We start from the raw sequence: 25,522 nt of genomic DNA on the forward strand, positions 1-25,522 counted from the left end.
GATGCCACCATCTACAGGCGTGTTACTTAATAAACGTAAAGGCTGTCGTGACGCGTTTCACGCCGCTTACCCGGCTGGCGATATCCGCCGCCGCCTTCGCTTCACGCTCGGTCACCAGACCTAACAGGAACACTTCCCCGTTCTCAGTCGTTACTTTCACGTTAGAGGATTTCACCTGATCGCTGGTCAGTAACTGGGAACGTACTTTGGTGGTTATCCAGGTATCGTTGGACGCATCGCCCAGACCGATTGGCTGGCCCTGACGGATCTCATTAAAGACCTCAGTCGTACCTTCTACGCCCATCGCAATCTGTTTTGCTCGCGCAGACAGTTCGCTATTCGGCGACTGGCCGACCAGCAGCACTTTACCCTGATATGCGCTCACGTTGATTCGCGCTTCTTTCTTGATCTGGGCATCTTTCGACAATGCCGTATTGACGCGTAATTCCAGGGTACTGTCATCAACCTGGGTGCCGACACTACGAGGATCCGTCGCGGCTTTAGTCCCGACAGCTGCAGTTCCAACAACGGCGGCAGCGACACAGCCTTGCAGCAGCAGTGCAGCGATAATCACAGCAAGCGGCGAAAATGCCTTCATGTGTACTCCTTAATCATCCTGGTGAGGGAAAAGCGTGTTATCGATAAGATCGCAAAGGCAGTTGACCGTCAGCATGTGCATTTCCTGAACGCGGGCGCTGTGGTGTGAGGGTATACGGATTTCAACATCCTGTGGCCCCAGTAATCCGGCCAGTTCCCCTCCGTCATACCCGGTCAGCGCGACGATTGTCATGTCGCGTGTCACGGCGGCTTCAACGGCTTTTACGATATCGCGGCTATTACCACGCGTAGAGATTGCCAGCAGAACATCACCTGCATGTCCCAGCGCACGGACTTGTTTTGCATAAACTTCGTCGTGCAGGCGATCGTTGGCAATCGCAGTTAAGACCACATTATCAGTGTTTAGTGCAATCGCAGGTAAACTTGGGCGTTCTGTTTCAAAACGATTGATCATGCTGGCAGCAAAATGCTGTGCGTTGGCAGCGGACGTCCCATTACCACAACAGAGAATTTTGTTGCCATTGAGCAGGGACTGAACCAGCGTCATGGCGGCACGGGAGATTGCATCCGGAAGTGCTTCAGCCGCAGCTATCTGAGTTTGAATGCTTTCTGTAAAGCAGACTTTAATTCTATCTAACACGCTAATCCTTAAGAACCAGGCTCTGAATCTTCAACTATGAGCGGTCGTTGAACGCGTCCTTAAACCACTCAACATCATTTCCGGTGAAGGCTAACACATCGAACCGGCAATCCACAGTATCAAAACTCCCATTGTGGCGCGCAAGCCACAAGCGGGCGGTCTGTAATAATTTGTGTTGTTTGCTCCGGGTCACACTCGCCGCCGCACCGCCGAACTGTGCTGAGCGTCGGTAGCGAACCTCAACAAATACGGTGGTGTTGCCTTCACGCATTATCAGGTCGATTTCGCCGCCACGTTCACGCACGTTGGCGGCGATAAAATGCAGTCCCTTGCTCAGCAGCCAGTCACGCGCGGTGGATTCCCACGCGTCACCGGTCTGTTTACTCGTTAACTGGCGGGGACGACTTGTCCTTGCTGGTATTTGAGCCATGATAACTTCCTGTTAATCACACAATCCTGCGTTGCGGTTAAGGCCCCGGTATTACCGTTAATTTCGAAACCCTGCACCTGACGCATTTGCGAGAAGTGGTTGGCAAGCGACCAGGCATCGACACCCATGGCATACATACGCGCCAGCGAGTAGTCGTTACGAACCGCGCCAAGCGCCTGCTGCATGAGAGGCGCGTTAGCGCCTGCCAGCATCGGAATTTCGCTGTACTGCAAACCTTCCATCTCCAGACGGAAATCCGGGCCGGCAGTGCCCTGCGCACTACGAGAGCTGGCGTACAGCGTTGCTCCGCTCTGGCTGCCGTTGCGCATGGCGATCATCGGCTTAATAAATGCAATTTCTTCCGGCGTCGCCAGAATATACACGGCATCAACACGACCGCTGCCGCCGGTTATTTGCGCATCGGTAGGTGCTGCCGGGATGGTCAGACCGCCAATCGTCACGCCGGGTTGGGCTGGCACAGAGGAGGCCACCGGGCTGCCTGTCAGGGAAATCCCCGAGCCGCCGTTGACGCCCATTTTAAGTTCAGCGGTGGAGCCGAACTTCTGCTGCAATACCACGCCGCCACCCAGTTTTTGCCATTCCTGTGCAAAGGCGTTGGCAACGCGATCGCCTAATGAACTCCGTGGAATCAACAACAGCGGCGTCTGTTTTCCCTGATCGCGGATGTGGCGTGCGGCGTCGCGCGCTTCATCTTCTGGCGACAGGGCGAAGTAGCAGACGTTCGGCAGATTTTTCACCGACTCCGGCTGGTTAAGCGCCAGGACGTTCAATGGCGTGTTGCTTTTCATCAGCTCTTCAACATTGTTCTTCAACAGAGGGCCAACCACGATGCTGGCGCCATCCTGCTGAACCTGAGTCAGGATCTGGTTCAGCGGCTGTGATGAAGTGTCGTAGATTTTCAGCTCAGCGGATGGATTCGCCGGTGCGCTGGCGGTTGTTGGCTGAGCGGGTGCTGCGGGCTGCACAGCAGGGGTTTCTGGCTGAGCCGGCGTCTCGTTGGTCAGATCGCTTACTGACGCCTGAGACGGGCTGGCAACGCCGTCAGTCGTTTGCGGCTGTTCTGTGGTGGTCGCGGCAGCTGGAACTGCGGCAGGTGCGACAGCAACAGGGGCTGCGACAGGTTGAGTGCCCATGTTTTTCGCAGCTTCAAAGCCTTGCTGAATAGTACGGCCAAATACAGCGGCCTGACCGTTCAGTGGTAACAGCAGGGCGATTTTGCTGGTGGAGGCGGGCTTAAAGCTCTGCACGTTAACCAACTGTGTTGGTAACAGTTTTGCTCCTGGGTTTTGCGGATAACGTTTCTGCCAGTCCGCAATACCAGCTTTCATCATGTCCGGATCGTTACGGTTATCGAACCAGACGCGCTGGAGATCCAGCCAGCCTTGCAGCACGTTTTCATCAGCATTGATGACCAGCGCTTGCGCTTGCTCCTGGGTCATGGACGACAGCGCCTGCCAGGTGGCGTCCATATTTTTCTGCTTAGCATTCGCGGCCAGCAGCGGTTCCTGGGCGATCAGGGCGCGCAGCAGCGTCAGAGACGGGCGACCCTGGTTGACGTCGATTTGCGCCTGCCAGTAGCGTGCCTGTTGGTTTTGATCAAAATCGGCGGGAATTAACTTATCCAGCAGGGCCTGTGCGCCAGCGACATCTTTCTGCGCGAGCTTAATCTCGACGGCCAGCAGTGACTGCTCACGCTGCTGGGTATCGCTTAGCTTCTGCGGTAGCTGGTTAAACAGTTCGATAGCCTGCTGGCTCTTGCCTTCTTTCAGCAGTGCACGAATGGCGAGTAATTGCCAGTTGGTCTTGCTATCATCTGAGCTTTGCTGCATTTGTTGCAGATAAAAGCCGGAATCAGCCTGCGCAGTGCCCTGCATATGGGCTGCACTCTGGTCTGGCGCCTGGGTGCCACAGCCTGCGAAAATCAGTGCTGCCAGAATGACTGGTAGCGCGCGTGCGGCTTTCAAACGAGAAAATGTTGAGGGTACCATACTGTATCCAGTGATATTTTTTTACTCAATGCTCAATATTAAATCGGCAATACGGACGACACAATGAAACAACACGAATCGGCGGATAATTCTCAAGGCCAACTCTTTATTGTACCTACTCCTATAGGAAATTTGGCTGATATTACCCAACGAGCGCTCGAAGTTTTACAAGCCGTTGATTTGATTGCCGCTGAAGACACTCGCCATACAGGATTATTGTTACAACACTTCGCGATTAACGCGCGTCTGTTCGCGCTACATGACCACAACGAGCAGCAAAAGGCTGAAACGCTGGTCGCGAAGCTCAAAGAAGGACAAAACATTGCGCTGGTTTCCGATGCCGGAACGCCGCTGATTAACGATCCTGGCTACCATCTGGTGCGTACCTGTCGTGAAGCAGGGATCCGCGTTGTTCCCCTGCCTGGTCCTTGTGCGGCGATTGCTGCCCTGAGCGCTGCAGGCCTGCCTTCAGACCGTTTTTGCTATGAAGGATTTCTGCCTGCCAAATCGAAAGGGCGTCGTGATGCGATGAAAGCCATTGAGGCCGAGCCGCGTACGCTTATTTTTTATGAATCTACCCACCGCTTGCTGGATAGCCTGGAAGACATGGTTGCTGTGTGGGGCGAATCCCGCTACGTGGTGCTGGCGCGCGAGCTGACCAAAACCTGGGAAACTATTCACGGTGCACCGGTTGGTGAACTGCTGGCGTGGGTCAAGGAAGATGAAAACCGTCGTAAGGGCGAAATGGTGCTGATTGTCGAAGGGCATAAAGCGCAAGAAGATGACCTCCCGGCTGATGCGCTGCGTACGCTGGCGTTGTTACAAAAAGAGCTGCCGCTGAAGAAAGCGGCGGCGCTGGCAGCGGAAATCCATGGCGTGAAAAAGAATGCGTTGTATAAGCACGCGCTGGAACAGCAGGGAGAGTAAGCCCGATTGCTGATGGCCAAACCGACAAGGGTATGGCCATTAGCTAACACAGTGCTTAAGACTGAGCGGCAGTTTCACTGATTAATAAGCGGTTTGCTGACCCGCATACAGTGATTTTGCTACGCACCACTTCTTTCATCGCATCCATACCGACCCGCATGTAATAGCGGGGATCGTTGCCCTGCGGATTCTCCGCAAACCACGCTTTGACCGCATCGGCAAAAGCGATTTTCAGTTCGGTCGCGACGTTAACTTTGCAAACGCCAAGCTCGATCGTGCGGCGGACGTATTCGTCAGGGACATCACTTGCGCCATGCAGCACCAGCGGAACGTCGACTACCTCACGAATTTCACCCAGCCGCTGAAAATCGATTTTGGGCGTTTTGGTGTACAAACCGTGTGCTGTGCCGATGGCAACAGCAAGGCTATCTACGCCAGTACGCTCAACAAACCGTTTAGCTTCTTGTGGATCGGTGAGGAAGGCGCTTTCTGCATCCACACTCATATCATCTTCTACGCCACCGAGGCGACCCAGCTCAGCTTCCACGCTGCAATCTTTGGCATGGCAAAAATCCACAACGGATTTCACCAGCTTCACGTTTTCTTCAAACGGAAAGTGACTGCCGTCAATCATTGCGCTGCGCACTCCTGCATTCACTTTACGACGAATGTCGTCCAGCGACTCATGGTGATCGAGGTGCAGCGCCAGCGGTATACCGTAGCTGGTGGAATAAGCGCTGCACAGCGCGTAGATCTCTTCCAGCGCGATATGCTTAAAGGTACCCGGCGTTCCTGCCAGGATCACCGGAGATTGCATTTCATTGCACACTTCAAGGATCGCCTGGATCGTTTCGGCGTTATGAATGTTAAAGGCGGGTACGGCATAGCCCTTTTTTTGGGCATCCAGCAGGAGGTATTTCGTGGAAATAATGCTCATAAAACGATCCTTTTAGGCGTTCCAGGGATGAATAACAACGCCCTGTACAACGCGGTTCACAGTGCCGCTGGCAGAAGGCGTATCCGGTGTATTGCCGATATTGATGGATTGCGTCAAAGCAAAAACCTGGGCGTAGATCAGGAAGCAGAACGCCAATTCCATATCGATGAAAGAGCGTGCTGGCGGCAGCAGAATATGTGGGCCTGCTTCAATCACCTCATGGGTTTGTGCGGCAATCGCGACAACCCGCAATGCCTGCCGATCGCGGCGTAACTCTGCCAGCAGATCGAGATCGTATTGACGTGTATACGGATGGCTGGAAACAAAGACCACTACCAGCGTTTCGTTATCAACCAGTGACTTTGGACCGTGACGAAAGCCTGTCGGGGAGTCATAGAATGCGGCCAGTTTGCCTGCAGTCAGCTCCAGGACTTTCAGTGCCGATTCCCGCGCTGCTCCCTGTAATCCACCGCTACCGAGGTAAACGATCCGTTTCCAGGGTTCATTGCCAAATACACCGTCGCTGAAATCGCCCAGCGAAGTCAGAATCGTCTGGCACCGATCGGCCACGTCACGGAAGGTCTGGCTGTTGATTTTCTCTGGGGCAAATACTGCCAGGCAGCTGGCCATCATGGTGGTAATGCTGCTGGTCATGGCGAAGCCACGGTCATGTGTCTCTGCGGGCATTAACAGAGCAAAGGCATTGTCGCTTGCAACTGCGTTTTGATAGAGGCTACCTGCTTCGTTGCAGGTGATCGGCAGGTGATAACACTCAGGCACAAACTGATTAGCCAGTTCCACTGCCGCAACGCTTTCAGGGCTGTTACCTGAGCGAGCGAAAGAAATGAGCAGCAGCGGATGTGCGGGATTCAGGTAATCCATCGGATTGGTGACCAGATCGGTGGTCGGCACAGCGCTGATATTTTTTCCGGTGTAGCTTGCCAGCCAGGGGGCGATGATGTCGCCAATGAATGCTGATGTTCCAGCCCCGGTCAGTATGATCCGCAGATCGTTTTTGCGCAGTAATGGTGCGAGAAAGCTGTCAATGGCAGATCGAATGTTGTCGATATTCGTAAGGGAACGGATCCAACTGGCAGGTTGTTGACGGATCTCTTCTTCGGTCCAGGTGCCCGTTACCGCGGTAACAGGGGTATAGGTTTCTGGCATAACTTAAGTCCTTAGTCTTGTAAATTCCACATAAGACGCTGGCGAGAATGTCGCTATCTTTCGTTTCGTTTCACTTGTTCATCTTGTCGATTGATTAAAATCTATAGGAAAGAAATCGAAAGAGCAATAATCCAAAAGGAAATAAAACGAAATTTGTGATCGTGAGAACGAAAGGTGTGGTTATCTTATTGATCTATAAGAAGTAGGCTTGTTGTAGGATGGTTAGGTATTTACTCAAGCGAAAGGAAAAGAAAGGCCTTGCGATCGAAGACCGCAGGCCAACACGAGACAAAATGAAAGGTCAAAGGGGGAGAGCCTGACCCTGAATCCAGATCTGTTGTAAATGTAGCCCGCTATTGAGCGCGATCGCGTCTGCACGTTTTCCCACTGCTAACGATCCCAGTTGGCGATCGATACCCAACAGACGTGCGGGGTGGAGAGAGGCCATATGAATTGCCTCTTCTGCCGTTATCCCGGTGAGCTCGACCATATTACGTACGGCTGCGTCAACCGAGAGCGTGCTACCAGCCAGGCCACCGGAAGCGGTACGCACAATACCACTGTGCATTTCTACCTCCTCACCGCAGAGTGTATAGCGTCCGTCTGGCATTCCTGCAGCCTGCATGGCATCGGTGATCAGCACCAGCCTGTCTTTGGCGCAACAGCAGCAGAGTTTCATGGCTGCCGGGTGGACATGGTGTCCGTCAGCGATAAGTTCCAGCCAGGCGCGAGGGTCGGTTAACCCTACGCCAACCATTCCTGGCTCCCGATGATGTAAGCCGGTCATACCGTTGTAGCAGTGAACCAGTCCGTCAGCGCCGGCGTCAAAGGCTGCGCGGGTTTGTTCCCAGGTAGCTGCGCTGTGTCCCAGCATCACCCGTACGTTGCGCTGCTTCAGATGTTCGATGGCCTGCAATGCACCGGGTTTTTCTGGTGCCAGCGCAACGACGCGCAATGTTTGCTGGGAAATCGCAATCAGTTCATCCAGTTCACTGAGTTCCAGTTCTCTGAAAAGCTCAGGCGGGTGCGCCCCTTTGTTCTGCGGCGTAAAGTACGGGCCTTCAAGATAACTGCCCAGCACCTGTGCGCCTGGCCCTCCGGAATGGTAGCGATGGGCGATACGCTCAAGCGCCTTGTGAATATCCGGTAATGGAGCGGTGACGGTAGTGGGTAGCCAGTTGGCTACCCCTTCACGTGCTTTGTGCATCGCCAGTTTGTCGAGTGTATCCGGTGCTTCATCCATCACATCGGCACCCGCGCCCCCGTGTACGTGGGTATCAATGTATGCCGGACAGAGCAGTTCAGCATCGCGGACCATAACGCCGGAAGGAATTGGCTCTATTGCCGCAATGATACCGTCTTCAATATGCAATTGATGATCGTCCAGCCAGCCCTGTTCGGTCAGTAGACGTCTGGCGCGCAGTAGCAGTGTCATATCCCTTCCTCAACGGGCTTTTCCTCACGGCAGCGTCCCAGCTCGTCCACCAGGCTGGTTAAACCCCGGTGCCCGCACTCCAGCGCCTGCAAACGAAACGCTTCGCTGCTCAGGTCGTCGCGCTCCAGCACCATCTCCAGTAGCAGTTGTAGATTGGTACCGGTGATCACTTCAGTACCTTGCCTTTGCATGGCTAGTGTGGAAGCGACGCGAAATGGTGTTCCGCCCAACAAATCAGTCAGAAACACGATGTCTTGCTGCGCATCCAGTTCACCCACCGCCTGTTCAAGTTGTGAGGTGAGCAAGGCAGTGGTTGAGGTTTCCGGAAAGTCGATGGCAATGAACTGAGTCTGCTCACCCAGAATCTGTTTCATCGCTTTTTCCATTCCGCTGGCAAACCCGCCATGACCCGTCAAAATAATACCTAACATCTACAACCCCTTATATTTACAGGAAATGACAGAACTTACCTACGACGCCGAGCACCACGGTAATGGCGATAAGGCGCAGAGGACTCCAGCCACGGCGGACCAGCCAGAACATGGTTAATGTGTAGACCAGCGGTAAAAAAGCAGGCATCAGCTTGTCTATCACGTCTGTTTGCAGTTTCACTACCGCATCGCCAGCAGTGATTTCCAGCGTAGTGCTCAGGCGAACATAGGTCGCTACCAGCGCACCGATCACCGTCATCCCTACGATGGATGCCGCATGTCCAACCTTTTTGGTGTTAGCTTTAATCAGCGGAATGGCAGCAACGCCCATTCGATAAGCATAGTGTGCCAGCCCAAAGCGCAGACCAAGATGAACCACGTTGAACATAACAATAAAGACAACTGCACCAAGAATAGAGCCTTGCAGCGCCAGGCTGGCCCCGATACCGCCGCAAATAGGCAGTAACGTTAACCAGAACATGGCATCGCCGATGCCGCCAAGCGGCGCACCCACGGCAATCTTGGTGCTTTGAATACTGTTCACATCCTGCTTGGAGCGTTCCATCGCCAGGATAATCCCGATAACAAACGTGACCAGGAACGGGTGCGTGTTGAAGAAGCCCATATGGCCTTTCATCGAACGCGCCAGATCGCGCTTATTGGTATGGATCTTTTTCAGAGCAGGTAACAGGCCGTACAGCCATCCTGATGCCTGCATACGTTCGTAGTTAAAAGAGGCCTGCAACAGCATTGAACGCCAGGCAACACGGTTGATATCTTTTTTCGTCAGCTCGGCACCGATATTCTGGTCTTCGTAGACGTTTTCATTGGTGCCGGACAGCAGCGTTTCTTCGGTTTCGGAAACGTTCGGCAGAGCCGTTTGATTAGATGCCATCTTCGAATTCCTCTTTTTGTGCTGCGGGAGCTGTAGGTTCAGGTGATTTACGCAGAAAATCGATCAGCGCCATTGCCAGTGCTGCGGCGGCGATCGCCAGCACAGGGAGTTTGAGCCAGGCAGCTGCTACAAAACCCAGGATGAAGTAGGGGATATAGACGTTTTTCATCATGATTTTCAGCAGTACGGCGAAGCCGATAGCTGGCATGATGCCGCCTGCCACACCCAGGCCGTCAATCAGACGCGTCGGCAGAACATCTATCGCGGTTTTGGCATGTTCCGCGCCAAAGTAAATCGGCAGGAACGCGCATAAAAAGTAGAAGGTCCCCAACGCGAGCAACGCCAGATAGTTGACCCGCTCAATCCCGGCGGTATCGGCATTCGCTGCCATGCGATCGCAGCGAGCCATCACCCCGGACATCACAGAGAACAGGAAGGTAATCCCCATCTGTACTGCTACGGCGAACGGTACCGCTACACCTACGGCAACTTCAGGTTTCACTCCGGTCGTTATGGCAAACGTGGTTCCCACGATAGTGCCGATAATCACGTTTGGCGGTTGAGCTCCCGCCAGTGGGGCAAGACCCATCCACACCAGTTCCAGCGTACCACCTGTTAAAATACCGGTATGCAGATCGCCCAGAATCAGGCCGACCAGCGGCCCGAGAACAACCGGGCGGTGCATGTGCGTTAACCCGTTGAACATATCCAGGCCTGCAATAAAGGCGAGAATACCCAACGCAAAAGCCTGCAACAGACTGATTTCCATTGTGAATCCCTCAGAGAAGTTTATAGAGGTCCTGGGCGGGTTCTGTTGGAACGCCCTGAACGAAGCATTCCACTCCAGCGGCTTTGAGCCCGTTGAACGCCGTAATATCTGCAGCGTCTACAGAAACCGTTTTGGCGATTTGTTGCTTGCCGTTGGCGTAGTGCATATTGCCAACGTTGATACGGTTAACAGGAACACCGCCTTCGACCAGACGGAAGAAATCCGCAGGCGATTTGCAGACCAGCAGAATTTTCTGGCGATCGGCGGCACGGTGAATATTGTCGATCACTTTTTGTAATGACCAGAAGCGTACGGCGATCCCTTCTGCCAGTACCATTTCCATCAGGTTTTGCTGCACTGGATCTTCAGCCACCTCATCATTAGCGACCAGCACCAGGTTTGCCCCCGCAAACCCGACCCATTGCACACCAACCTGACCGTGAATCAGACGTTCATCAATGCGACTTAATACAATGTTTGGCATGGTATTTTTCTCTTTTTTGTTATGCGTTACGATCTGGAGCACCCAGGCAGGCGCAGTGATATTGCTGCAGTATGTCCTGAATATGGTTAATGATGAGTTCTCGCGGCGTGGCGCTGAGATCTCCCTCGCGCACTTTTACGTACTGCAAGGGTAAATACTGGCTAATCAGCGGTAGTGGAATGGGGTCGTCCGCCAGGTTACGTACCAGACGTTCAAATGCTTCATCAATCTGGCTGTCCGGCCAGTAGTAACGAACCCGATCAGAGTAGCTGTATCCACGGGCCAGACGGCGTGCGTTGCCATCACCGTGATAATGGCTCTGCCAGTACTCTGGTCTATCAAGCATTACGCTTTCCAGCACATGTCGCAGGCCCGAGCTGGCTTTTGCAGGCAGCAATTCTTCTTCAATGGCCGCTAACGAAAACAGCGCTTCGCGCAGGGCGAAGGTAAGCGCGGGTCCCACTTTCAGAATAGCGAAGTGGTCTATCACCAGTTGGCGCAAGGACTGTGGCGTTTGGTAATCGGTAGAATGCGCTTCAAAAACCAGCGTGTCGTAGTCTTCCACCATTTTGCTGAGTGCCACGGCTTTCTGCGGTTGATAATCAATGATGTGCGTGTGGTCGAATTCAACGCCAGGTTGCACGACCAGGGCGATAATACGTGCCCATATACCTTCCAGCCCGCGCTTTTCAAAGGCGTGATAGTGGGCCTGCAGCGTTGCACGTGCGGCATCTGGCGTTGTTACCGCCAGTTCGGTTAACGCTTCGTGTGCGCCACCAGGAACCGGAACTTCTGTGCCAATCACATAGACCAGGTCAGACTCGCCAAAATGTGCCATACAGGTTTCTTCGGCGACTTTGGCCAGGCGTGCGGCGCGCTCAGCGACGATTTCATCCGTCAGTGGAACCGGGTCGTTGGCACAAGACATGCTGCAATCGAGGTGGATTTTTTTAAAGCCTGCGGCGACATAGCTCTTGATCAGATCGTCAGCATTGGCCATTGCCTGTTCCGCAGGCAGATTTTGCCAGCGGTTTGGTCCGAGATGGTCTCCGCCGAGAATCAGCATATCCTGAGAAAAATCAAGCGAGTCGGCTAATCGGCAGACAAAACTGCGAAAATCGGCTGGCGTCATACCTGTATAGCCGCCAAACTGGTCAACCTGATTAGAGGTTGCTTCGATCAACAGCGGTGTATGGCTTGCATGGGCGTAGCGTATTGCGGCTTCCAGTACGATTGGATGCGCGGAACAAACGGCATAAATCCCGTTTGCCTTCCCCCGTTTATGCTGCTCGACCATTTTAGTTAGATGTTTCACTTTCCTCTCCAGGTCAGATTACTGCGACATCAATCTTTCGTTTTGTTTCATTTAATACTGCATCATGGTGTTATAAAAATAAAACGAAAGATAATGGTTTTCCGATCTGTTTCACAAAAGAAACACAATGAAAGGTTTCAGCGTAAGTTCGTCCGGCTCTTCCCTGCTTGCGGGGCTTGCATTCGCGCAAAAGAAAGGCGTTAATAGACAAAACGAAATAAAACGAAAGGTTCAATTAAAGGATTTCTTATGAGTAACACCGAGTCTTCTGCAGACAAGCGCGTTATTGGCACCAGCGAAAGACGTGAGCAGATCATCCAGCGGTTACGGCAGCAGGGAAGCGTTCAGGTTAACGATCTCTCCTTATTTTTTGGCGTCTCCACGGTCACTATTCGCAACGACCTCGCTTTTCTGGAAAAGCAGGGGATTGCGGTACGTGCCTATGGCGGAGCGCTGATTTGCGAAAGCAATGCACCTGTTGTGGAGCCTTCTGTTGAAGATAAGAGTTCACTTAATACGGCAGTTAAACGCAGTATTGCCAGAGCCGCCGCAGAGTTGATTCAACCGGGACACCGCGTGATCCTTGACTCCGGTACCACGACCTATGAAATTGCCCGCCTGATGCGCCAGCATACTAATGTCATTGCTATGACCAACGGTATGAATGTCGCCAATGCGCTACTGGAAGCTGAAGGGGTTGAGCTGCTGATGACCGGCGGTCATTTGCGTCGTCAGTCACAATCGTTTTATGGCGATCAGGCTGAGCAGTCGCTACAAAATTATCACTTCGACATGCTGTTTCTTGGCGTTGATGCTATTGATTTAGAGCGTGGTGTTAGCACGCACAACGAAGATGAAGCGCGTCTCAACCGTCGGATGTGTGAAGTGGCTGAACGTATTATTGTTGTTACCGACTCGACGAAGTTTAACCGCTCCAGCCTGCATAAGATCATTGATACCCAGAGGATCCATACCATCATTGTTGATGAAGGTATCCCAGAGGAAAGTTTGCAGGAACTACGCCGCAGCGGTGTTGAAGTGATCATTGTTGAGTAGTCCCGCTCTAAAATTCAAAAATGTGATCCCATTCAATTAAACAAAAACAAACCATAAGCGAGCTTTTTTAGTAGCTCGCTTTCGTTTTTTTGCATGCTTCCCGTCTCTTTCTCGCATCTTACCCGCTTTGAGTCTTTTCATTTTTTCGGTTTTCTTCGTTTCGGTTTGCTAAAACGAAAGAAAATAGTCAGTTTTGGTTAAATTAAACGCTGAGTCTGTGCGCACAAATTCACCTTATTGCTTCTGATGTAATATATTCAAAAGAAAACGAAAGTGCTAAAGCGCTAAAACAAAACAACATGAATATTTGATGGAGCAATAGAAATGCTGGATAACTTAAGACGTCGCGAGCAAATAATTGATCTGCTGTGCGATCAGGGTAGCGTTCGTGTCGAGCCACTGAGCGTCCATTTTGGTGTGTCATCGGTCACGATCCGCAACGACTTACGTTATCTGGAGCAGAAAGGATGCGTCATGCGCTCCTACGGCGGGGCGGTTCTCAATCAGCACTTTGCCCTTGACCGGCCTTTGCAGGATAAGGACCGGCTGAATCGCGATGTGAAAACGCGTATTGCCGAAAAAGCAGCCAGCTTTGTGAAAGATGGTGACACGTTAATCCTCGATTCCGGTTCGACCACCACGCTCATTCCTCCAATGTTAAAGAATCGCCGCGATCTGGTGGTGATGACCAATGCGCTCAACATTGCGTGGGAACTGGCGAATTTTGAGCGCGTAGACGTCATGATCCTGGGAGGGAACGTCAGGCAAAGCGTCTATTCATTGTATGGCCCTTCAGCAGAACACCAGCTCAGACAATACCGGTTTGATAAGCTTTTTTTGGGCGTTGATGGATTCTGCCTGGAAGCGGGGATTACCACGCCACATCCGGGAGAAGCACATCTGAATCAGGTAATGTGTGAGGTTGCGCAGGAGGTCACGGTAGTCGCTGACTCCAGCAAGTTTGGCCGCAAAAGTTTCTGTATGATTAGCGAAATCAGCGGGATTGACCGGGTGATTACCGACAGCGGTATCCCTGAAAATTATCACCGGACGTTAATCCAGCTTGGGGTGGATGTGGTGATTGCGGATGAATAACTGAAATTGCTGGCGAGATTTTCTCGCCAGCAGTGTTTTAGTGGGTCAGCGTACCCTGTTCAACCAGCAGCAATGCGGCACCGCGAACCCCGCTGGATGCACCATGGATGGCCGGGAATACGCGGGCAGGCTCTAATCCCGGGAACAAGTAACGTGACATGGCCTGCGGCAGCAACGTATAAATTTCCTCGATGTTGGAAACTCCACCGCCGAGAACAAAAGCATCGACATCCAGAATCAACTGCAATTGCGCCAGCGTACAACCCAACATATCAATCCATGCTTCTATGGTAGTAACGGCGCTGGCATTGCCATGACGATAATGCTCCAGCAGGGTCTCCATTTTGAGTTGTTCTCCACTGAAGTGTTTGTGGAGCCACAGTAAACCAGGACCGGATTGATAGCGTTCCAGACACCCTTGTAAGCCACAGCCGCACTTCAACTCCGGCAAGTGATAACGACGCATAAACGTTGCCGGAAGCGGTAAATGGCCGAACTCACTGGCCATTCGGTTGCGACCCCGATACAACTGACCGTCAATGACTAACCCTCCACCCATGCCGGTGCCAATAATGGCACCAAAAATTCGGGAGAACTGGCGAGCCTGCTGGGTATGGGCTTCCGAGAGTGCAAAACAGCAGCAGTCATTGTCCAGTTCAACCGAACGATTGAGGCGGTGGGCCAGATCGTTCATCACCTGGCGTCCTGTGAGGCAAGGCACGTTAGATGACAGTAATTTTCCGGTATGTCTGTCCATAAGACCGGGCATGCCGATGCCAATTTTTCCTTGCGTTCCAGTCGCCCAGTCGGCGGTATCAATAAGTGAAGTAAAGGTCGAAAGAAAGAGTTCATAATCCTGCACTGGCGTGGCGACGCGCTTACGCCAGCAAACCTGCATTTCCTTATCAAAAGCGACAATTTCAGTTTTGGTTCCACCAATATCAACACCGTAAAACATGCCTCATCTCCTCCGGCTTCACAGCGTAACCAGACAGTTTTCCTTGCGAGCGCGCTCTGCGGCAAAGACCATTAAGTGACTTTCCAGTGATTCATCCGGGCCAGAAAGGATCATATTTTGATCGTTGGCCATCACTGCGTGGATGAAGCGATCCATCAGGTAGTAATCGCCACCACCATGCCCCCCCATCTGGGTTTGTGTGCCAGCGGCGATCTCCTCGATCTGATGCACTGTTTCTTTGTCTGTCAGGAAATCAAACACCCGGATCTGCTCGCCATCGCCTTCCAGATAACCTCTGGTACCAAACAGGCGCGTTTTTCGATCTTCCATTTTGGTAAACGCGGTCATTGTAAAGGTCACTGTCTGCTGGTGGGCAAAACGTAAGTTAACAACCTGATGATCCACCACATCATTATCACAACGATAAACGCAACGACCATAAGGCCCATCGCGCAGCGCCTGGCGAACATTCTCTTCGCTAGGATCTGCAGTCAGCACCCGACGGAAGTGTGGAGTGCATTTGTGGTTTTCACCCAGATAAATTTTGCAGGCAGACCAGGGACAGGTTGATTCAACCTGACAATCAAGGCAGCGGTCGGCGGCACCAGCAGGCTGATTCTCTTTCACAAAGTGACTCAGGCTACCAAATGATCCTACGTCCTGGCAGTTGTCGCTCATGATGTAGCGGATCCAGTCCAAATCATGACAGGATTTCTGTAACAACATAAATGACGATTCTGCTTCATTGCGCCAGTTACCACGTACAAACGAGTGCGCCTGATGCCAGTAACCTACGGGTTCGAGATGCTGCATGCTGACAATATCGCCAATTACGCCATCATCAAGCAGTGATTTCAGCTTTTGCGTATAGCGGGTGTAACGCAGGACGTGCGCGACGGCCAGTAATACGTTGTTGCGTTTGACCGCATCAATAATGATCCGGCAATCTTCTGGCGTAGGGGCGAGCGGTTTTTCCAGCAGAATGTGATAGCCGAGATTAGCAAACGCCACGGCAGGATCTTTGTGCATATTATCCTGCGTGCAAATAAGTACCACATCGGCCATTTTGGGTTGGGCCGCAGCTTCTTGCCAGTCGCAAAACACGTTATTTGGGTCAATCTTATGCTGTGCGACAAACTGCTGGCGGTATGCCTCTCTGGGCTCGGCAACGCCTACCACCTGCATTCTGTCTGGATGTTCAAGCGCATAGCGAGAATATATTTCTCCGCGCGCACCAGCCCCTACCACTAATACGGTCACTTTATTCGCACACATATAAACCTCTCATTTTTCACTTAGCCTGAATAACGGTCAGGCCAAATTTTCTTCATGTTTTTTATCAAACAAAAAGGCGGCATCCAGATTAAATTTCACTTTGATAGATTCACCGGGAAGTGGGGTCCAGTCGGGTGAGGAGTTAATACGTAAGATCATATGTTGCTCACCAATATCAAAATGCAGAAGGTCTTCGTTGCCCATCCTTTCTACGTTGGTAATGTGCGCATCGAACGCAGAGGCATCATGCTGCGAGGCTAACTGAATGGCCTCTGAGCGGATGCCAAACCAGACGCTGGAGTGCGGATATTGCTCCAGTAGGTTACTCAAGCGCGTATTTAATGGCAGGATTAAATTATCAGCCAGGCGCAGGCCACGAGTGCTGGGGTCAATATCAAGCAGCATAATATTCATTGCCGGATTACCAATAAAACCAGCAACAAATTTGTTCCTGGGGTGATGGTAAATATTCCCTGGGGTATCCACCTGCATAATACGACCGCCATTTAGAACGCAAATCCTGTCTCCCATCGTCATTGCTTCAATCTGATCGTGCGTGACGTACACCATGGTTGCGCTCACGCCTTCGTGACGCAGTTGTCGATGCAGTTCTGTCAGCCGCACGCGCATTGAAACACGCAGTTTTGCATCCAGGTTGGACAGCGGCTCATCAAACAAAAAAACGTCTGGCTTACGCACGATGGCCCTGCCAACGGCTACTCGCTGGCATTGACCGCCTGAAAGCTGACCGGGCTTTTTGTCGAGCAATGTTTCGATTTCCAGCTTGTGTGCAGCTTCCCGGACGCGGATATCAATCTCTTCTTTGCTCATTTTCCCTAACAGACTGAATGCCATATTTTTATAAATCGTCATGTGGGGATAGAGGGCATAATTCTGGAAGACCATGGCAACGCCTCGCTCCTTTGGTAGCAGGTCGTTGACGCACTTCTCTCCGATTGCGATATGGCCATGAGTGATATCTTCCAGACCTGCAATCATGCGTAGCAGCGTTGATTTGGCGCAGCCTGATGGCCCGACAAACACCATGAATTCGCCGTCGTGGATTTCAAGATCAACGCCATGGATCGCCTGAAAGCCATTGGGATAGACTTTGCTTACTGCCTGTAATTGAATACCTGACATAACACTGCCCCTTATCCTTTAATTCCGGCACCAGCGATGCCGCGAATAAAATAGCGCTGGAAGAAGATATAAAGTAACAACATCGGGATAATCGCCAGCAATGCGCCCGCCATTAACATCGGATATTCCACGCCTGAACGGCCAGAAAGTGAGGCTAATCCTACTGGTAATGTCATTTTATCCATGGAGGTGTTGACGATCAGTGGCCACATTAAATTATTCCAGCTCCACAGTCCGTTAATAATGACGCAGGCAATCAGTCCCGGTTTAATTAATGGCAGCATAATTTTGAAGAAAATAGTCAGATGGTTATACCCATCCATAACGGCTGCCTCTTCCAGTTCTTTAGGTACTGACAGAAAAAACTGACGTAATAAAAAGGCGCTATATATGCTGAATAAACCCGGTAACACCAGTCCAGGAATTGAGTTCAGCAAACCGATTTTTTCAACGGTTAAAAACTGTGGGATTAAAAAGATCTGACCGGGCACCATCAGAATTGAAATACACAGCATAAACAGGACATCTCGTCCTTTGAAACGCAGTCGGGAGAAACCGTACGCTGCCATTGCCGCAATCAGCGTCTGCAAAATGACGATGACCAGCGTGGAGACGATCGAGTTAAAGTAAAAGCTGCCAAAAGGCATTTCATGCAAGATTTTACCGTAAGCCTGAAACCCTGGGTTGGCGGGTAGCAGTATCGGCGGAAAGGCGATGCTTTCTGCCTGGGTTTTAAAAGAGGTGATGATCATCCAGATAAACGGAACCACCGTTACCAGCGTCGCGAGGATCATCAGGCCGTAAATTAGCCATTTTTCACGTTTTGTCATGAACATCGTGGTGCCTCACTGTGCTTTAAGTCGTTTACCAATCCATATTTGCAGCAGCGTCAGGACCATCGTGATAACGAAAATCACCACGGCGATTGCTGAGGCATACCCTTTTTCATGGTAGATAAAGGCGTATTTATAGAAGAGATAGGCGATGGTCATCGTCTGATCGTCCACCATGGATGAACTGCCAAACAGCAGATAAACCACATCGAAAATTTGCAGCGTTTCGATAAAAGAGATCACCAGTACGAAAAACAGCGTTGGGATCATTAGCGGTAAGGTAATAGACCAGAATCCACGCAATTTGCTGATGCCATCCAGCGACATCGCTTCATAAATTTGTTTGGGGATCCCCTGCAATCCAGCGAGCAGAATGATCATCTTCAGCGCAATAGCCGACCAGATGATAACCAACGAGGCGCTCAGGCGGACGACATCGGGATCGGATAACCAACCGATGGCCGGAAGATCGAAAAAAGCCAGGATCTGATTAATTAAGCCGAAGTTTCGGTTCATCAACCACTGCCAGACCATAGCAATGGCCGCAGGCATAGTGACAGCGGGTAGAAATAACAGTGTGCGAAACAACCACTGACCGCGAATCGCCTGATTCAGGCCAATTGCGAGCAGCAATGACAAAACGGTGATTATCGGTACGCAAATAAAAACATAGGCCAGGGTGTTATATATTGCTGAACGAAACTCATCATCGCTGAATAAATTAATATAGTTATCTAAGCTGATCGTCGTCCAGATCTGAAACTCGCCCAGGTCGGTGAAACTATAAAAAACGTTCTGGAAGAATGGAGTAAAGTAAAAAACAATTAACCCCGCCAGTAACGGCATAATCATTATCCATCCCCAGAAGCGTTCTTCTTTTTCCAGCTTGGTCAGGGATTTTTTGTGCACTTCCCTGGCTGGTAATTGTGGGGATGCAGCTTCATCTGAATAGCTCATACAGACTCCGGGATGCTCACTGTGCAACCAAAATATATTGCGTGGGCGAAAGCGAGAGGGAGCATGGCTCCCTCAGGATTATTTCTGTATTTCTCGTTCAACGCGTTTTGCAACACCAGGCATGACTTTTTCTGGGTCAGTACCCGTCCAGACTTTTTTCAAGCCATCATTCAGGATGCTATTCCACTTGGCGGTATTGGAGCCTGCGGTTGGATATTTATGTGAGAAAGCCAATGAATCGATATAGGCTGAAACATCAATACCCTTAAAGCCTTCAGCCCACTCTTTGGCCACTTTTTGGTTAGCGGGGATCACGACTTTTCCCGTAGCCAGCGTCTGCTGCGCATGCTCAGAACTCATGAACTCAATGAACTTCCACGCCGCATCTTTATGCTGACTTTTTGCTGACATGGCAAATGCCAGGCTATGGGATACACCTGCCTGCTCTACCATTTTAGGCATAGGTACCACGCCGATGTGATCCTTAATCAGCTCATTTTGAGAGAAGGGTAATGCCCACCATGAGCCTGCGTAGACCATGGCCACTCGGTTGGACTGGAAGACATCTGAGGCTTCCATCTCGCCTGGCGGTTGGATTAGTCCCGCGTTCAGCATGCCTTGAACATCGCGATAGACGGCGATGGCTTTGTCATTGGCAACATCCGTTTTGCCCTCAGGCAGGACAATCTTATCGCCAGCCTGTAATAGCAGATTAAAGTAACTGTCCTGCCCGCTGCTGAATTCCATTGCCAGTGGATAAGACTGTTTATCCAGACCTTTACGCAACTGCTCTGATTTTTGTTTTAAATCGTCCCATGTCCAGTTTTTATCGGGATAGCTCACGCCAGCCTGATCGAACATTTTTTTGTTGTACCAGACGGCAATTGCATCAATATCTCTTGGGATGGCATATTGCTGCGACTGGTATTGATAGGCATCGACTGAGCTTTTAACAAAATCATCCAGTTTCGGCGCTGATTTCTCTTTCAGATAATTGCTCAGTGGTTCCAGCATGCCATTTTTAACATATTGCTGGAAATTAGGCATATTCATCCAGAATACATCCGGTGCTACATTTCCACCGACTGCTGAACTTAGCTTGATAAAATATTGGTCATAAGGTGTTAATTCAATTTCGACTTTGATGCCAGGGTTGTTTTTTTCGAATTCATTAACGAGCTGTTGTTCGCCAGGGAGTTGATTACGGTCCCATAACGTGTAGCGTAATTTAACAGGCTTTGCGTCCGATTGGCCTTCAGCACTCGCGACGACAGGAGTTGCCAGTAAACAGGAAATAAGACAGGCCAATGCGACATTATTTTTATTCAGGGTATACATAACTTCCCTCTTTATTCAGGTCAGAATGCTTATGAGGTAAATTACAGGAGCCTATGAATAATCTGTTTTACATCGGAGAAAGTCAAAGCGGTAAAAAATAGGGGATTATCGCATTAAAACAAGGTCGTCTTTCGGTAGGTTTCTCTTTTATCAAAACGAAAATATAACATAAAACAATGGTGGCATTATTTCGTTTAATTTCATATTGTTAGGTTAATTTTGTAGGTTTGAATCGAAAAAAACAGATGTTTGAAAAAACCTCTTAAAATGCGAACGTTATCACTTTATTTGTTGTTACATAGACATAAAAAACGGGGATAAGTCCCCGTTTTTTCGTTGGCTTTCGTTTCGATAATCAGGTCACTGGCGCCGGGTTAAACACCGCCAGCTGGTTATGCAGTCCCCACTGATCCGAGAAGGTTTTCTTACGCCCGCTGGCGACGTCGAGAATAAATTCGAACAGTTTCAGACCCACATCTTCAATGGTTTCTTCTCCGGTGGCGATGGTGCCCGCGTTAATGTCCATCAGGTCAAACCAACGGTTGGCCAGCTCGGTGCGTGTCGCCATTTTAATCACCGGCACGGCCATCAGGCCATATGGCGTACCGCGACCGGTAGTGAACACCTGCACGGTGATCCCGGAAGCGACCTGCTGTGTACCGCAAACAAAATCACTGGCGGGGGTTGCAGCGTAAATCAGGCCACGTTTGGTTGGACGCTGACCCGGCGACAATACTTCGACAATCGCGCTCTTGCCAGACTTGGCAATCGAACCCAGCGCCTTTTCCACCACGTTTGCCAGACCGCCTTTCTTGTTGCCCGGAGAAGGGTTGGCGCTGCGATCCGTTTTGCCCATATCAAGGTAGTTATCGTACCAGGCCATCTCTTCGAGCAGGCGTTTACCTACTTCTTCGTTAATCGCACGTGGGGTCAGAAGGTGGATGGCATCGCGCACTTCGGTTACTTCAGAGAACATTACGGTCGCGCCGCAGCGTACTAACAGGTCGGAGGCATAACCCACCGCCGGGTTGGCCGTCACGCCGGAGAACGCATCGCTACCGCCGCACTGCATGCCGACCACCAGTTCTGAAGCCGGACAGGTTTCACGTTGGCGCTGATTGAGCTTTGCCAGATGACGTTCGGCCACCTGCAGAATATCGGTGACCATCGATTGAAAGCCGACGTGCTTTTCATCCTGCAGGCTGACGATACTGGCGCTGTCGACCGGAATACTTTTCACATCGTGCGTGCCTTCCAGCAGCCGCTCAGGCTGCAGTTTTTCGCAACCGAGGCCGATGACCATCACTTCACCGCCAAAATTTGGGTTAAGCGCAATATTGTGAATGGTGCGAATCGGCACGATGGCGGCTGGAGCATTGATCGCCACGCCGCAGCCGTAGAGATGATTGAGCCCCACCACACCGTCGACGTTCGGGTATTTAGGCAGCAGATCGCGCTCAATGATTTTCACCACATAATCCACCACGCCCGCTACGCAGTGCACGCTGGTGGAGATACCGAGTAGATTTTTGGTACCAACGCTACCGTCAGCATTGCGGTAACCTTCAAAGGTATAACCCTCAAGAGGCGGCAGCGGCTCTGGCACTTTAGTTGCCAGCGGCAGCGTCTCCAGCGGCGGGGCTTTGGGCAGTTCAACCATTGATTCATCAATCCAGCTGCCGCGTGGGATATCGCGAACGGCATAGCCTATCACTTCGCCATAACGCACGATTTCGCCATGAACAGGAATATCCAATAGCGCCACTTTATGACCCTGGGGAATATGTTCAATGAGTTCCAGTCCGTCCGGAAAACGCGTTCCGGCTTTCAGACCATTGTCATTGACAATTATCGCCACATTATCTGTTTCGTGAACTTTAATATAAAACGCCGTTGGCGATTCTTGTCTGATTTCGATGTCGGCCATTGTCCAGTATTCTCCAACAAGGTGGTGATAATAGTGTGGATATTTATATTTTGAATCTAATTGTAAGTAATAAAGATTCGGTATCGTGAAATAAGAATGTCAGGAGTTTAACGTGAAGAATGTGATGATGATCACTTAAACTCAGCAAGGCCGAGTCACCAGGAGTAGCAATACGTAAATGTGTGCATTAGCGCCCATGCTTGTGTGCATATGCCCAAAACATTAATTTAATAACGCGTATTTAATGAGCGTTTGCACAATGATTAACGTTGTGCTGATGATTATACTAAATCACGGTTTCATAACGTCTGATAAATTATTATCTATTTTTATTATCGGTAATTTATCACGAGAAACACCCATAAAATAATAATAAAAACCTTTTATGTGCCCGAGGTAAATAGAATGATATTGGATACAGTTGTCGAGAAAAAGAAAGGTACGCACACCCGTTATTTAATATTGCTGATAATATTTATTGTTACAGCCGTTAACTATGCGGACCGTGCGACGCTGTCTATTGCCGGAACTGAAGTGGCGAAAGAGTTACATCTCAGCGCCATCTCAATGGGTTACATTTTCTCCGCCTTCGGCTGGGCTTACCTGTTGATGCAAATCCCCGGCGGCTGGCTGCTGGATAAATTCGGCTCGAAGAAAGTCTACACCTACAGTTTGTTCTTCTGGTCACTGTTTACCTTCCTGCAGGGCTTTGTGGACATGTTCCCGCTGGCCTGGGCGGGGATTTCAATGTTCATCATGCGCTTTATGCTGGGCTTCTCGGAAGCGCCATCCTTCCCGGCTAATGCCCGTATCGTGGCGGCCTGGTTCCCAACGAAAGAGCGCGGCACGGCATCCGCGATTTTTAACTCCGCACAGTATTTCTCCCTGGCGCTGTTTTCCCCGCTGCTCGGCTGGCTGACCTTCGCCTGGGGCTGGGAGCACGTCTTTACCGTGATGGGCGTGATTGGTTTTGTGCTTACCGGACTGTGGGTAAAGTTTATTCATAACCCAACCGATCACCCGCGCATGTCGCAAGAAGAGTTGAAGTTTATCTCTGAAAACGGCGCGGTCGTGGATATGGACCATAAAAAGCCGGGCGATGTGAAGTCAGGTGGTCCTAAACTGCATTATATCAAGCAGTTGCTGACAAATCGTATGATGCTTGGTGTGTTCTTTGGCCAGTATTTTATCAACACTATTACCTGGTTTTTTCTCACCTGGTTCCCGATTTACCTGGTTCAGGAAAAAGGTATGTCGATTCTGAAAGTGGGCCTGGTGGCTTCGATTCCGGCACTGTGCGGGTTTTTCGGTGGCGTGCTCGGCGGCGTGTTCTCTGATTATCTGATTAAACGTGGTTTCAGCATTACCCTGGCGCGTAAGCTGCCGATAGTGCTCGGCATGTTGCTCGCATCGACCATTATTCTGTGTAACTACACCGATAATACCGCTCTTGTGGTGGCGCTGATGGCGCTGGCGTTCTTCGGTAAAGGTTTCGGCGCGCTGGGTTGGCCGGTGATTTCCGATACCGCGCCGAAAGAGATTGTCGGTCTGTGCGGTGGGGTATTTAACGTATTTGGCAACGTGGCTTCCATCGTCACCCCGCTGGTGATTGGGTATCTGGTGAGCGAGCTGCACTCATTTAATGCTGCGCTGATGTTTGTAGGGTGCTCGGCGCTGATGGCAATGGTTTGCTACCTGTTTATTGTCGGTGACATTAAACGTATGGAATTGCAGAAATAAACAAAGGTATAGGCGATGAATAACACGATTTTCCCGAATAAGTTTAAAGCGGCCCTCGCGGCGCAACAAATTCAGATTGGCTGCTGGTCTGCATTGGCCAGCCCAATCAGTACCGAAGTTTTAGGCCTGGCAGGTTTTGACTGGCTGGTACTGGATGGCGAACATGCGCCGAATGATATCTCGACGTTTATTCCGCAATTGATGGCGCTGAAAGGCAGCGACAGCGCGGCGGTAGTGCGTGTACCAACCAACGAGCCGGTAATTATCAAGCGTCTGCTGGATATCGGGTTTTACAACTTCCTGATCCCGTTCGTTGAGACGGAAGAAGAAGCGGTTAACGCTGTGGCGTCGACCCGCTATCCGCCGGAAGGTATTCGCGGCGTGTCCGTATCCCATCGCGCCAATATGTTTGGCACCGTACCGGACTACTTTGCGCAGTCGAATAAGAACATCACCATCATCGTGCAGATCGAAAGTCAGCAGGGCGTTGATAACGTTGACGCAATCGCGGCGACAGAAGGCGTTGACGGTGTCTTCGTCGGACCAAGCGATCTGGCTGCGGCGCTAGGTCACCTCGGCAATGCGTCACATCCTGATGTGCAGAAAGCTATCCAGCACATTTTTGCCCGCGCGAAAGCACACGGCAAACCAAGCGGCATTCTGGCCCCGGTAGAGGCGGATGCGCGTCGTTATCTGGAGTGGGGCGCGACGTTTGTTGCCGTTGGCAGCGACCTTGGCGTGTTCCGTTCAGCCACGCAGAAACTGGCTGATTCTTTTAAGAAATAACCACCATCGACAGTAGAGAGAGATAAAGACATGACAATGAAAGTTGGTTTTATTGGCCTCGGTATTATGGGTAAACCAATGAGTAAAAACCTCCTCAAGGCAGGTTACTCGCTGGTGGTTGCTGACCGTAACCCGGAATCCATTGCGGAAGTAATTGCCGCAGGCGCTGAAACTGCCGCCACGGCGAAAGATATCGCTGAGCAGTGTGATGTGATCATCACCATGCTGCCGAACTCTCCGCATGTTAAGGAAGTGGCACTGGGTGAAGGCGGCATTATTGAAGGGGCGAAACCGGGCACAGTGCTTATCGACATGAGCTCCATCGCGCCGTTAGCCAGCCGTGAAATTAGCGATGCGCTGAAAGCGAAAGGCGTGGATATGCTGGATGCGCCGGTCAGCGGCGGCGAGCCAAAAGCG

Annotated in this window: 25 protein-coding genes; 6 read left to right on the forward strand and 19 right to left on the reverse strand. The window is 51.0% G+C overall.

Features of this window, described 5'->3' with window-relative positions:
- Positions 1 to 22: 22 nt before the first annotated feature.
- The 4 genes from dolP to FDW94_RS18650 are packed head-to-tail and all read right to left on the reverse strand — an operon-like array spanning position 23 to position 3,637.
- On the reverse strand, positions 23 to 598 hold the full coding sequence (gene dolP / locus FDW94_RS18635; RefSeq protein ID WP_008785904.1) for a division/outer membrane stress-associated lipid-binding lipoprotein: 576 nt from the start codon (positions 596 to 598) through the stop codon (positions 23 to 25).
- A 9-nt stretch (positions 599 to 607) separates the two neighbouring features.
- Positions 608 to 1,198: a DnaA initiator-associating protein DiaA gene (gene diaA, locus FDW94_RS18640; RefSeq protein WP_003024948.1), complete on the reverse strand. Its 591-nt coding sequence runs from the start codon at positions 1,196 to 1,198 to the stop codon at positions 608 to 610.
- Between the two features lie 34 nt (positions 1,199 to 1,232).
- Entirely contained in the window at positions 1,233 to 1,628 is a 396-nt protein-coding gene (locus FDW94_RS18645; protein WP_003828625.1) for a YraN family protein, read from the reverse strand.
- Positions 1,586 to 3,637 (reverse strand): penicillin-binding protein activator, encoded by a 2,052-nt coding sequence (locus FDW94_RS18650; protein ID WP_137378072.1) that lies wholly within the window; start codon positions 3,635 to 3,637, stop codon positions 1,586 to 1,588. The genes FDW94_RS18645 and FDW94_RS18650 overlap by 43 nt, the downstream gene beginning before the upstream one ends.
- 63 nt (positions 3,638 to 3,700) lie before the next feature.
- Here FDW94_RS18650 and rsmI point away from each other — a divergent pair, with 63 nt between their 5' ends.
- Positions 3,701 to 4,564 carry a 16S rRNA (cytidine(1402)-2'-O)-methyltransferase gene (rsmI, locus tag FDW94_RS18655; RefSeq protein ID WP_137378073.1) on the forward strand — a complete coding sequence of 288 codons (864 nt, stop codon included), beginning with the start codon at positions 3,701 to 3,703 and terminating at the stop codon, positions 4,562 to 4,564.
- 55 nt (positions 4,565 to 4,619) lie between these two features.
- On the opposite strand, the gene kbaY is transcribed toward rsmI, so the two are convergent.
- From kbaY to kbaZ, 8 genes are all read right to left on the reverse strand, one after another.
- A complete protein-coding gene (gene kbaY, locus FDW94_RS18660) occupies positions 4,620 to 5,501 on the reverse strand; it encodes a tagatose-bisphosphate aldolase subunit KbaY (protein ID WP_048215473.1) in 882 nt (293 codons plus the stop codon).
- 12 nt (positions 5,502 to 5,513) lie between these two features.
- Positions 5,514 to 6,668 carry an AgaS family sugar isomerase gene (locus FDW94_RS18665; RefSeq protein ID WP_008785901.1) on the reverse strand — a complete coding sequence of 385 codons (1,155 nt, stop codon included), beginning with the start codon at positions 6,666 to 6,668 and terminating at the stop codon, positions 5,514 to 5,516.
- 301 nt (positions 6,669 to 6,969) lie between these two features.
- A complete protein-coding gene (gene nagA, locus FDW94_RS18670) occupies positions 6,970 to 8,103 on the reverse strand; it encodes an N-acetylglucosamine-6-phosphate deacetylase (protein ID WP_079934948.1) in 1,134 nt (377 codons plus the stop codon).
- Positions 8,100 to 8,534 (reverse strand): PTS galactosamine/N-acetylgalactosamine transporter subunit IIA, encoded by a 435-nt coding sequence (gene agaF, locus FDW94_RS18675; protein WP_008785899.1) that lies wholly within the window; start codon positions 8,532 to 8,534, stop codon positions 8,100 to 8,102. Before agaF ends, nagA begins: the two co-directional genes overlap by 4 nt.
- 16 nt (positions 8,535 to 8,550) lie before the next feature.
- The gene (agaE, locus tag FDW94_RS18680; RefSeq protein WP_003024929.1) at positions 8,551 to 9,429 is read right to left on the reverse strand and encodes a PTS N-acetylgalactosamine transporter subunit IID; all 879 of its coding nucleotides are present in this window, start codon (positions 9,427 to 9,429) and stop codon (positions 8,551 to 8,553) included.
- Positions 9,419 to 10,198 (reverse strand): PTS N-acetylgalactosamine transporter subunit IIC, encoded by a 780-nt coding sequence (gene agaW / locus FDW94_RS18685; protein WP_003839998.1) that lies wholly within the window; start codon positions 10,196 to 10,198, stop codon positions 9,419 to 9,421. Before agaW ends, agaE begins: the two co-directional genes overlap by 11 nt.
- A gap of 10 nt (positions 10,199 to 10,208) precedes the next feature.
- Positions 10,209 to 10,682 carry a PTS N-acetylgalactosamine transporter subunit IIB gene (gene agaV / locus FDW94_RS18690; RefSeq protein WP_003024925.1) on the reverse strand — a complete coding sequence of 158 codons (474 nt, stop codon included), beginning with the start codon at positions 10,680 to 10,682 and terminating at the stop codon, positions 10,209 to 10,211.
- A gap of 19 nt (positions 10,683 to 10,701) precedes the next feature.
- Positions 10,702 to 11,997: a tagatose-bisphosphate aldolase subunit KbaZ gene (kbaZ, locus tag FDW94_RS18695; RefSeq protein WP_071845261.1), complete on the reverse strand. Its 1,296-nt coding sequence runs from the start codon at positions 11,995 to 11,997 to the stop codon at positions 10,702 to 10,704.
- A 249-nt stretch (positions 11,998 to 12,246) separates the two neighbouring features.
- Between kbaZ and FDW94_RS18700 the strand changes: the two genes are divergently transcribed.
- Positions 12,247 to 13,053, forward strand: coding sequence for a DeoR family transcriptional regulator (locus FDW94_RS18700; protein WP_003024922.1), 807 nt, complete (start codon positions 12,247 to 12,249; stop codon positions 13,051 to 13,053).
- Positions 13,054 to 13,377: 324 nt separating this feature from the next.
- Positions 13,378 to 14,148 carry a transcriptional repressor AgaR gene (gene agaR, locus FDW94_RS18705; RefSeq protein WP_003024920.1) on the forward strand — a complete coding sequence of 257 codons (771 nt, stop codon included), beginning with the start codon at positions 13,378 to 13,380 and terminating at the stop codon, positions 14,146 to 14,148.
- Positions 14,149 to 14,185: 37 nt separating this feature from the next.
- On the opposite strand, the gene FDW94_RS18710 is transcribed toward agaR, so the two are convergent.
- From FDW94_RS18710 to garD, 7 genes are all read right to left on the reverse strand, one after another.
- Positions 14,186 to 15,106, reverse strand: coding sequence for an ROK family protein (locus FDW94_RS18710; protein WP_008785896.1), 921 nt, complete (start codon positions 15,104 to 15,106; stop codon positions 14,186 to 14,188).
- A gap of 18 nt (positions 15,107 to 15,124) precedes the next feature.
- Complete coding sequence (locus tag FDW94_RS18715; protein WP_048236827.1) at positions 15,125 to 16,381, reverse strand: Gfo/Idh/MocA family oxidoreductase; 1,257 nt, start codon at positions 16,379 to 16,381, stop codon at positions 15,125 to 15,127.
- Positions 16,382 to 16,417: 36 nt separating this feature from the next.
- Positions 16,418 to 17,524 carry a sn-glycerol-3-phosphate ABC transporter ATP-binding protein UgpC gene (gene ugpC / locus FDW94_RS18720; RefSeq protein WP_008785894.1) on the reverse strand — a complete coding sequence of 369 codons (1,107 nt, stop codon included), beginning with the start codon at positions 17,522 to 17,524 and terminating at the stop codon, positions 16,418 to 16,420.
- Positions 17,525 to 17,535: 11 nt separating this feature from the next.
- Positions 17,536 to 18,360 (reverse strand): carbohydrate ABC transporter permease, encoded by an 825-nt coding sequence (locus FDW94_RS18725; protein ID WP_081305658.1) that lies wholly within the window; start codon positions 18,358 to 18,360, stop codon positions 17,536 to 17,538.
- A gap of 9 nt (positions 18,361 to 18,369) precedes the next feature.
- Positions 18,370 to 19,314, reverse strand: coding sequence for a sugar ABC transporter permease (locus FDW94_RS18730; protein ID WP_048236826.1), 945 nt, complete (start codon positions 19,312 to 19,314; stop codon positions 18,370 to 18,372).
- 78 nt (positions 19,315 to 19,392) lie between these two features.
- Positions 19,393 to 20,652, reverse strand: coding sequence for a sugar ABC transporter substrate-binding protein (locus FDW94_RS18735; RefSeq protein WP_137378074.1), 1,260 nt, complete (start codon positions 20,650 to 20,652; stop codon positions 19,393 to 19,395).
- Between the two features lie 355 nt (positions 20,653 to 21,007).
- Entirely contained in the window at positions 21,008 to 22,579 is a 1,572-nt protein-coding gene (gene garD / locus FDW94_RS18740; RefSeq protein ID WP_057067637.1) for a galactarate dehydratase, read from the reverse strand.
- Between the two features lie 405 nt (positions 22,580 to 22,984).
- Here garD and garP point away from each other — a divergent pair, with 405 nt between their 5' ends.
- From garP to FDW94_RS24510, 3 genes are all read left to right on the forward strand, one after another.
- A complete protein-coding gene (gene garP / locus FDW94_RS18750; protein WP_008785890.1) occupies positions 22,985 to 24,319 on the forward strand; it encodes a galactarate/glucarate/glycerate transporter GarP in 1,335 nt (444 codons plus the stop codon).
- 15 nt (positions 24,320 to 24,334) lie between these two features.
- Entirely contained in the window at positions 24,335 to 25,105 is a 771-nt protein-coding gene (gene garL / locus FDW94_RS18755; protein ID WP_008785889.1) for a 2-dehydro-3-deoxyglucarate aldolase, read from the forward strand.
- Positions 25,106 to 25,135: 30 nt separating this feature from the next.
- On the forward strand, positions 25,136 to 25,522 hold a 387-nt coding region (locus tag FDW94_RS24510; protein ID WP_249358636.1), incomplete at its 3' end, for an NAD(P)-binding domain-containing protein.

It is taken from the genome of Citrobacter sp. wls757 (genome assembly GCF_005280935.1).
Classification (GTDB): Bacteria; Pseudomonadota; Gammaproteobacteria; order Enterobacterales; family Enterobacteriaceae; genus Citrobacter; species Citrobacter portucalensis.

What these genes read in the sequence shown, in the direction of transcription:
- FDW94_RS18730 (WP_048236826.1), bottom strand. Translation starts at nt 19,314, where the DNA reads ATGAGCTATTCAGATGAAGCTGCATCCCCACAATTACCAGCCAGGGAA.
- FDW94_RS18735 (WP_137378074.1), bottom strand. Translation starts at nt 20,652, where the DNA reads ATGTATACCCTGAATAAAAATAATGTCGCATTGGCCTGTCTTATTTCC.
- FDW94_RS18700 (WP_003024922.1), top strand. Translation starts at nt 12,247, where the DNA reads ATGAGTAACACCGAGTCTTCTGCAGACAAGCGCGTTATTGGCACCAGC.
- garL (WP_008785889.1), top strand. Translation starts at nt 24,335, where the DNA reads ATGAATAACACGATTTTCCCGAATAAGTTTAAAGCGGCCCTCGCGGCG.
- garP (WP_008785890.1), top strand. Translation starts at nt 22,985, where the DNA reads ATGATATTGGATACAGTTGTCGAGAAAAAGAAAGGTACGCACACCCGT.
- agaR (WP_003024920.1), top strand. Translation starts at nt 13,378, where the DNA reads ATGCTGGATAACTTAAGACGTCGCGAGCAAATAATTGATCTGCTGTGC.
- ugpC (WP_008785894.1), bottom strand. Translation starts at nt 17,524, where the DNA reads ATGTCAGGTATTCAATTACAGGCAGTAAGCAAAGTCTATCCCAATGGC.
- FDW94_RS18725 (WP_081305658.1), bottom strand. Translation starts at nt 18,360, where the DNA reads ATGTTCATGACAAAACGTGAAAAATGGCTAATTTACGGCCTGATGATC.
- rsmI (WP_137378073.1), top strand. Translation starts at nt 3,701, where the DNA reads ATGAAACAACACGAATCGGCGGATAATTCTCAAGGCCAACTCTTTATT.
- dolP (WP_008785904.1), bottom strand. Translation starts at nt 598, where the DNA reads ATGAAGGCATTTTCGCCGCTTGCTGTGATTATCGCTGCACTGCTGCTG.
- agaE (WP_003024929.1), bottom strand. Translation starts at nt 9,429, where the DNA reads ATGGCATCTAATCAAACGGCTCTGCCGAACGTTTCCGAAACCGAAGAA.
- agaF (WP_008785899.1), bottom strand. Translation starts at nt 8,534, where the DNA reads ATGTTAGGTATTATTTTGACGGGTCATGGCGGGTTTGCCAGCGGAATG.
- FDW94_RS18715 (WP_048236827.1), bottom strand. Translation starts at nt 16,381, where the DNA reads ATGTGTGCGAATAAAGTGACCGTATTAGTGGTAGGGGCTGGTGCGCGC.
- FDW94_RS18645 (WP_003828625.1), bottom strand. Translation starts at nt 1,628, where the DNA reads ATGGCTCAAATACCAGCAAGGACAAGTCGTCCCCGCCAGTTAACGAGT.
- garD (WP_057067637.1), bottom strand. Translation starts at nt 22,579, where the DNA reads ATGGCCGACATCGAAATCAGACAAGAATCGCCAACGGCGTTTTATATT.
- FDW94_RS18665 (WP_008785901.1), bottom strand. Translation starts at nt 6,668, where the DNA reads ATGCCAGAAACCTATACCCCTGTTACCGCGGTAACGGGCACCTGGACC.
- agaW (WP_003839998.1), bottom strand. Translation starts at nt 10,198, where the DNA reads ATGGAAATCAGTCTGTTGCAGGCTTTTGCGTTGGGTATTCTCGCCTTT.
- FDW94_RS18710 (WP_008785896.1), bottom strand. Translation starts at nt 15,106, where the DNA reads ATGTTTTACGGTGTTGATATTGGTGGAACCAAAACTGAAATTGTCGCT.
- agaV (WP_003024925.1), bottom strand. Translation starts at nt 10,682, where the DNA reads ATGCCAAACATTGTATTAAGTCGCATTGATGAACGTCTGATTCACGGT.
- FDW94_RS18650 (WP_137378072.1), bottom strand. Translation starts at nt 3,637, where the DNA reads ATGGTACCCTCAACATTTTCTCGTTTGAAAGCCGCACGCGCGCTACCA.
- nagA (WP_079934948.1), bottom strand. Translation starts at nt 8,103, where the DNA reads ATGACACTGCTACTGCGCGCCAGACGTCTACTGACCGAACAGGGCTGG.
- kbaY (WP_048215473.1), bottom strand. Translation starts at nt 5,501, where the DNA reads ATGAGCATTATTTCCACGAAATACCTCCTGCTGGATGCCCAAAAAAAG.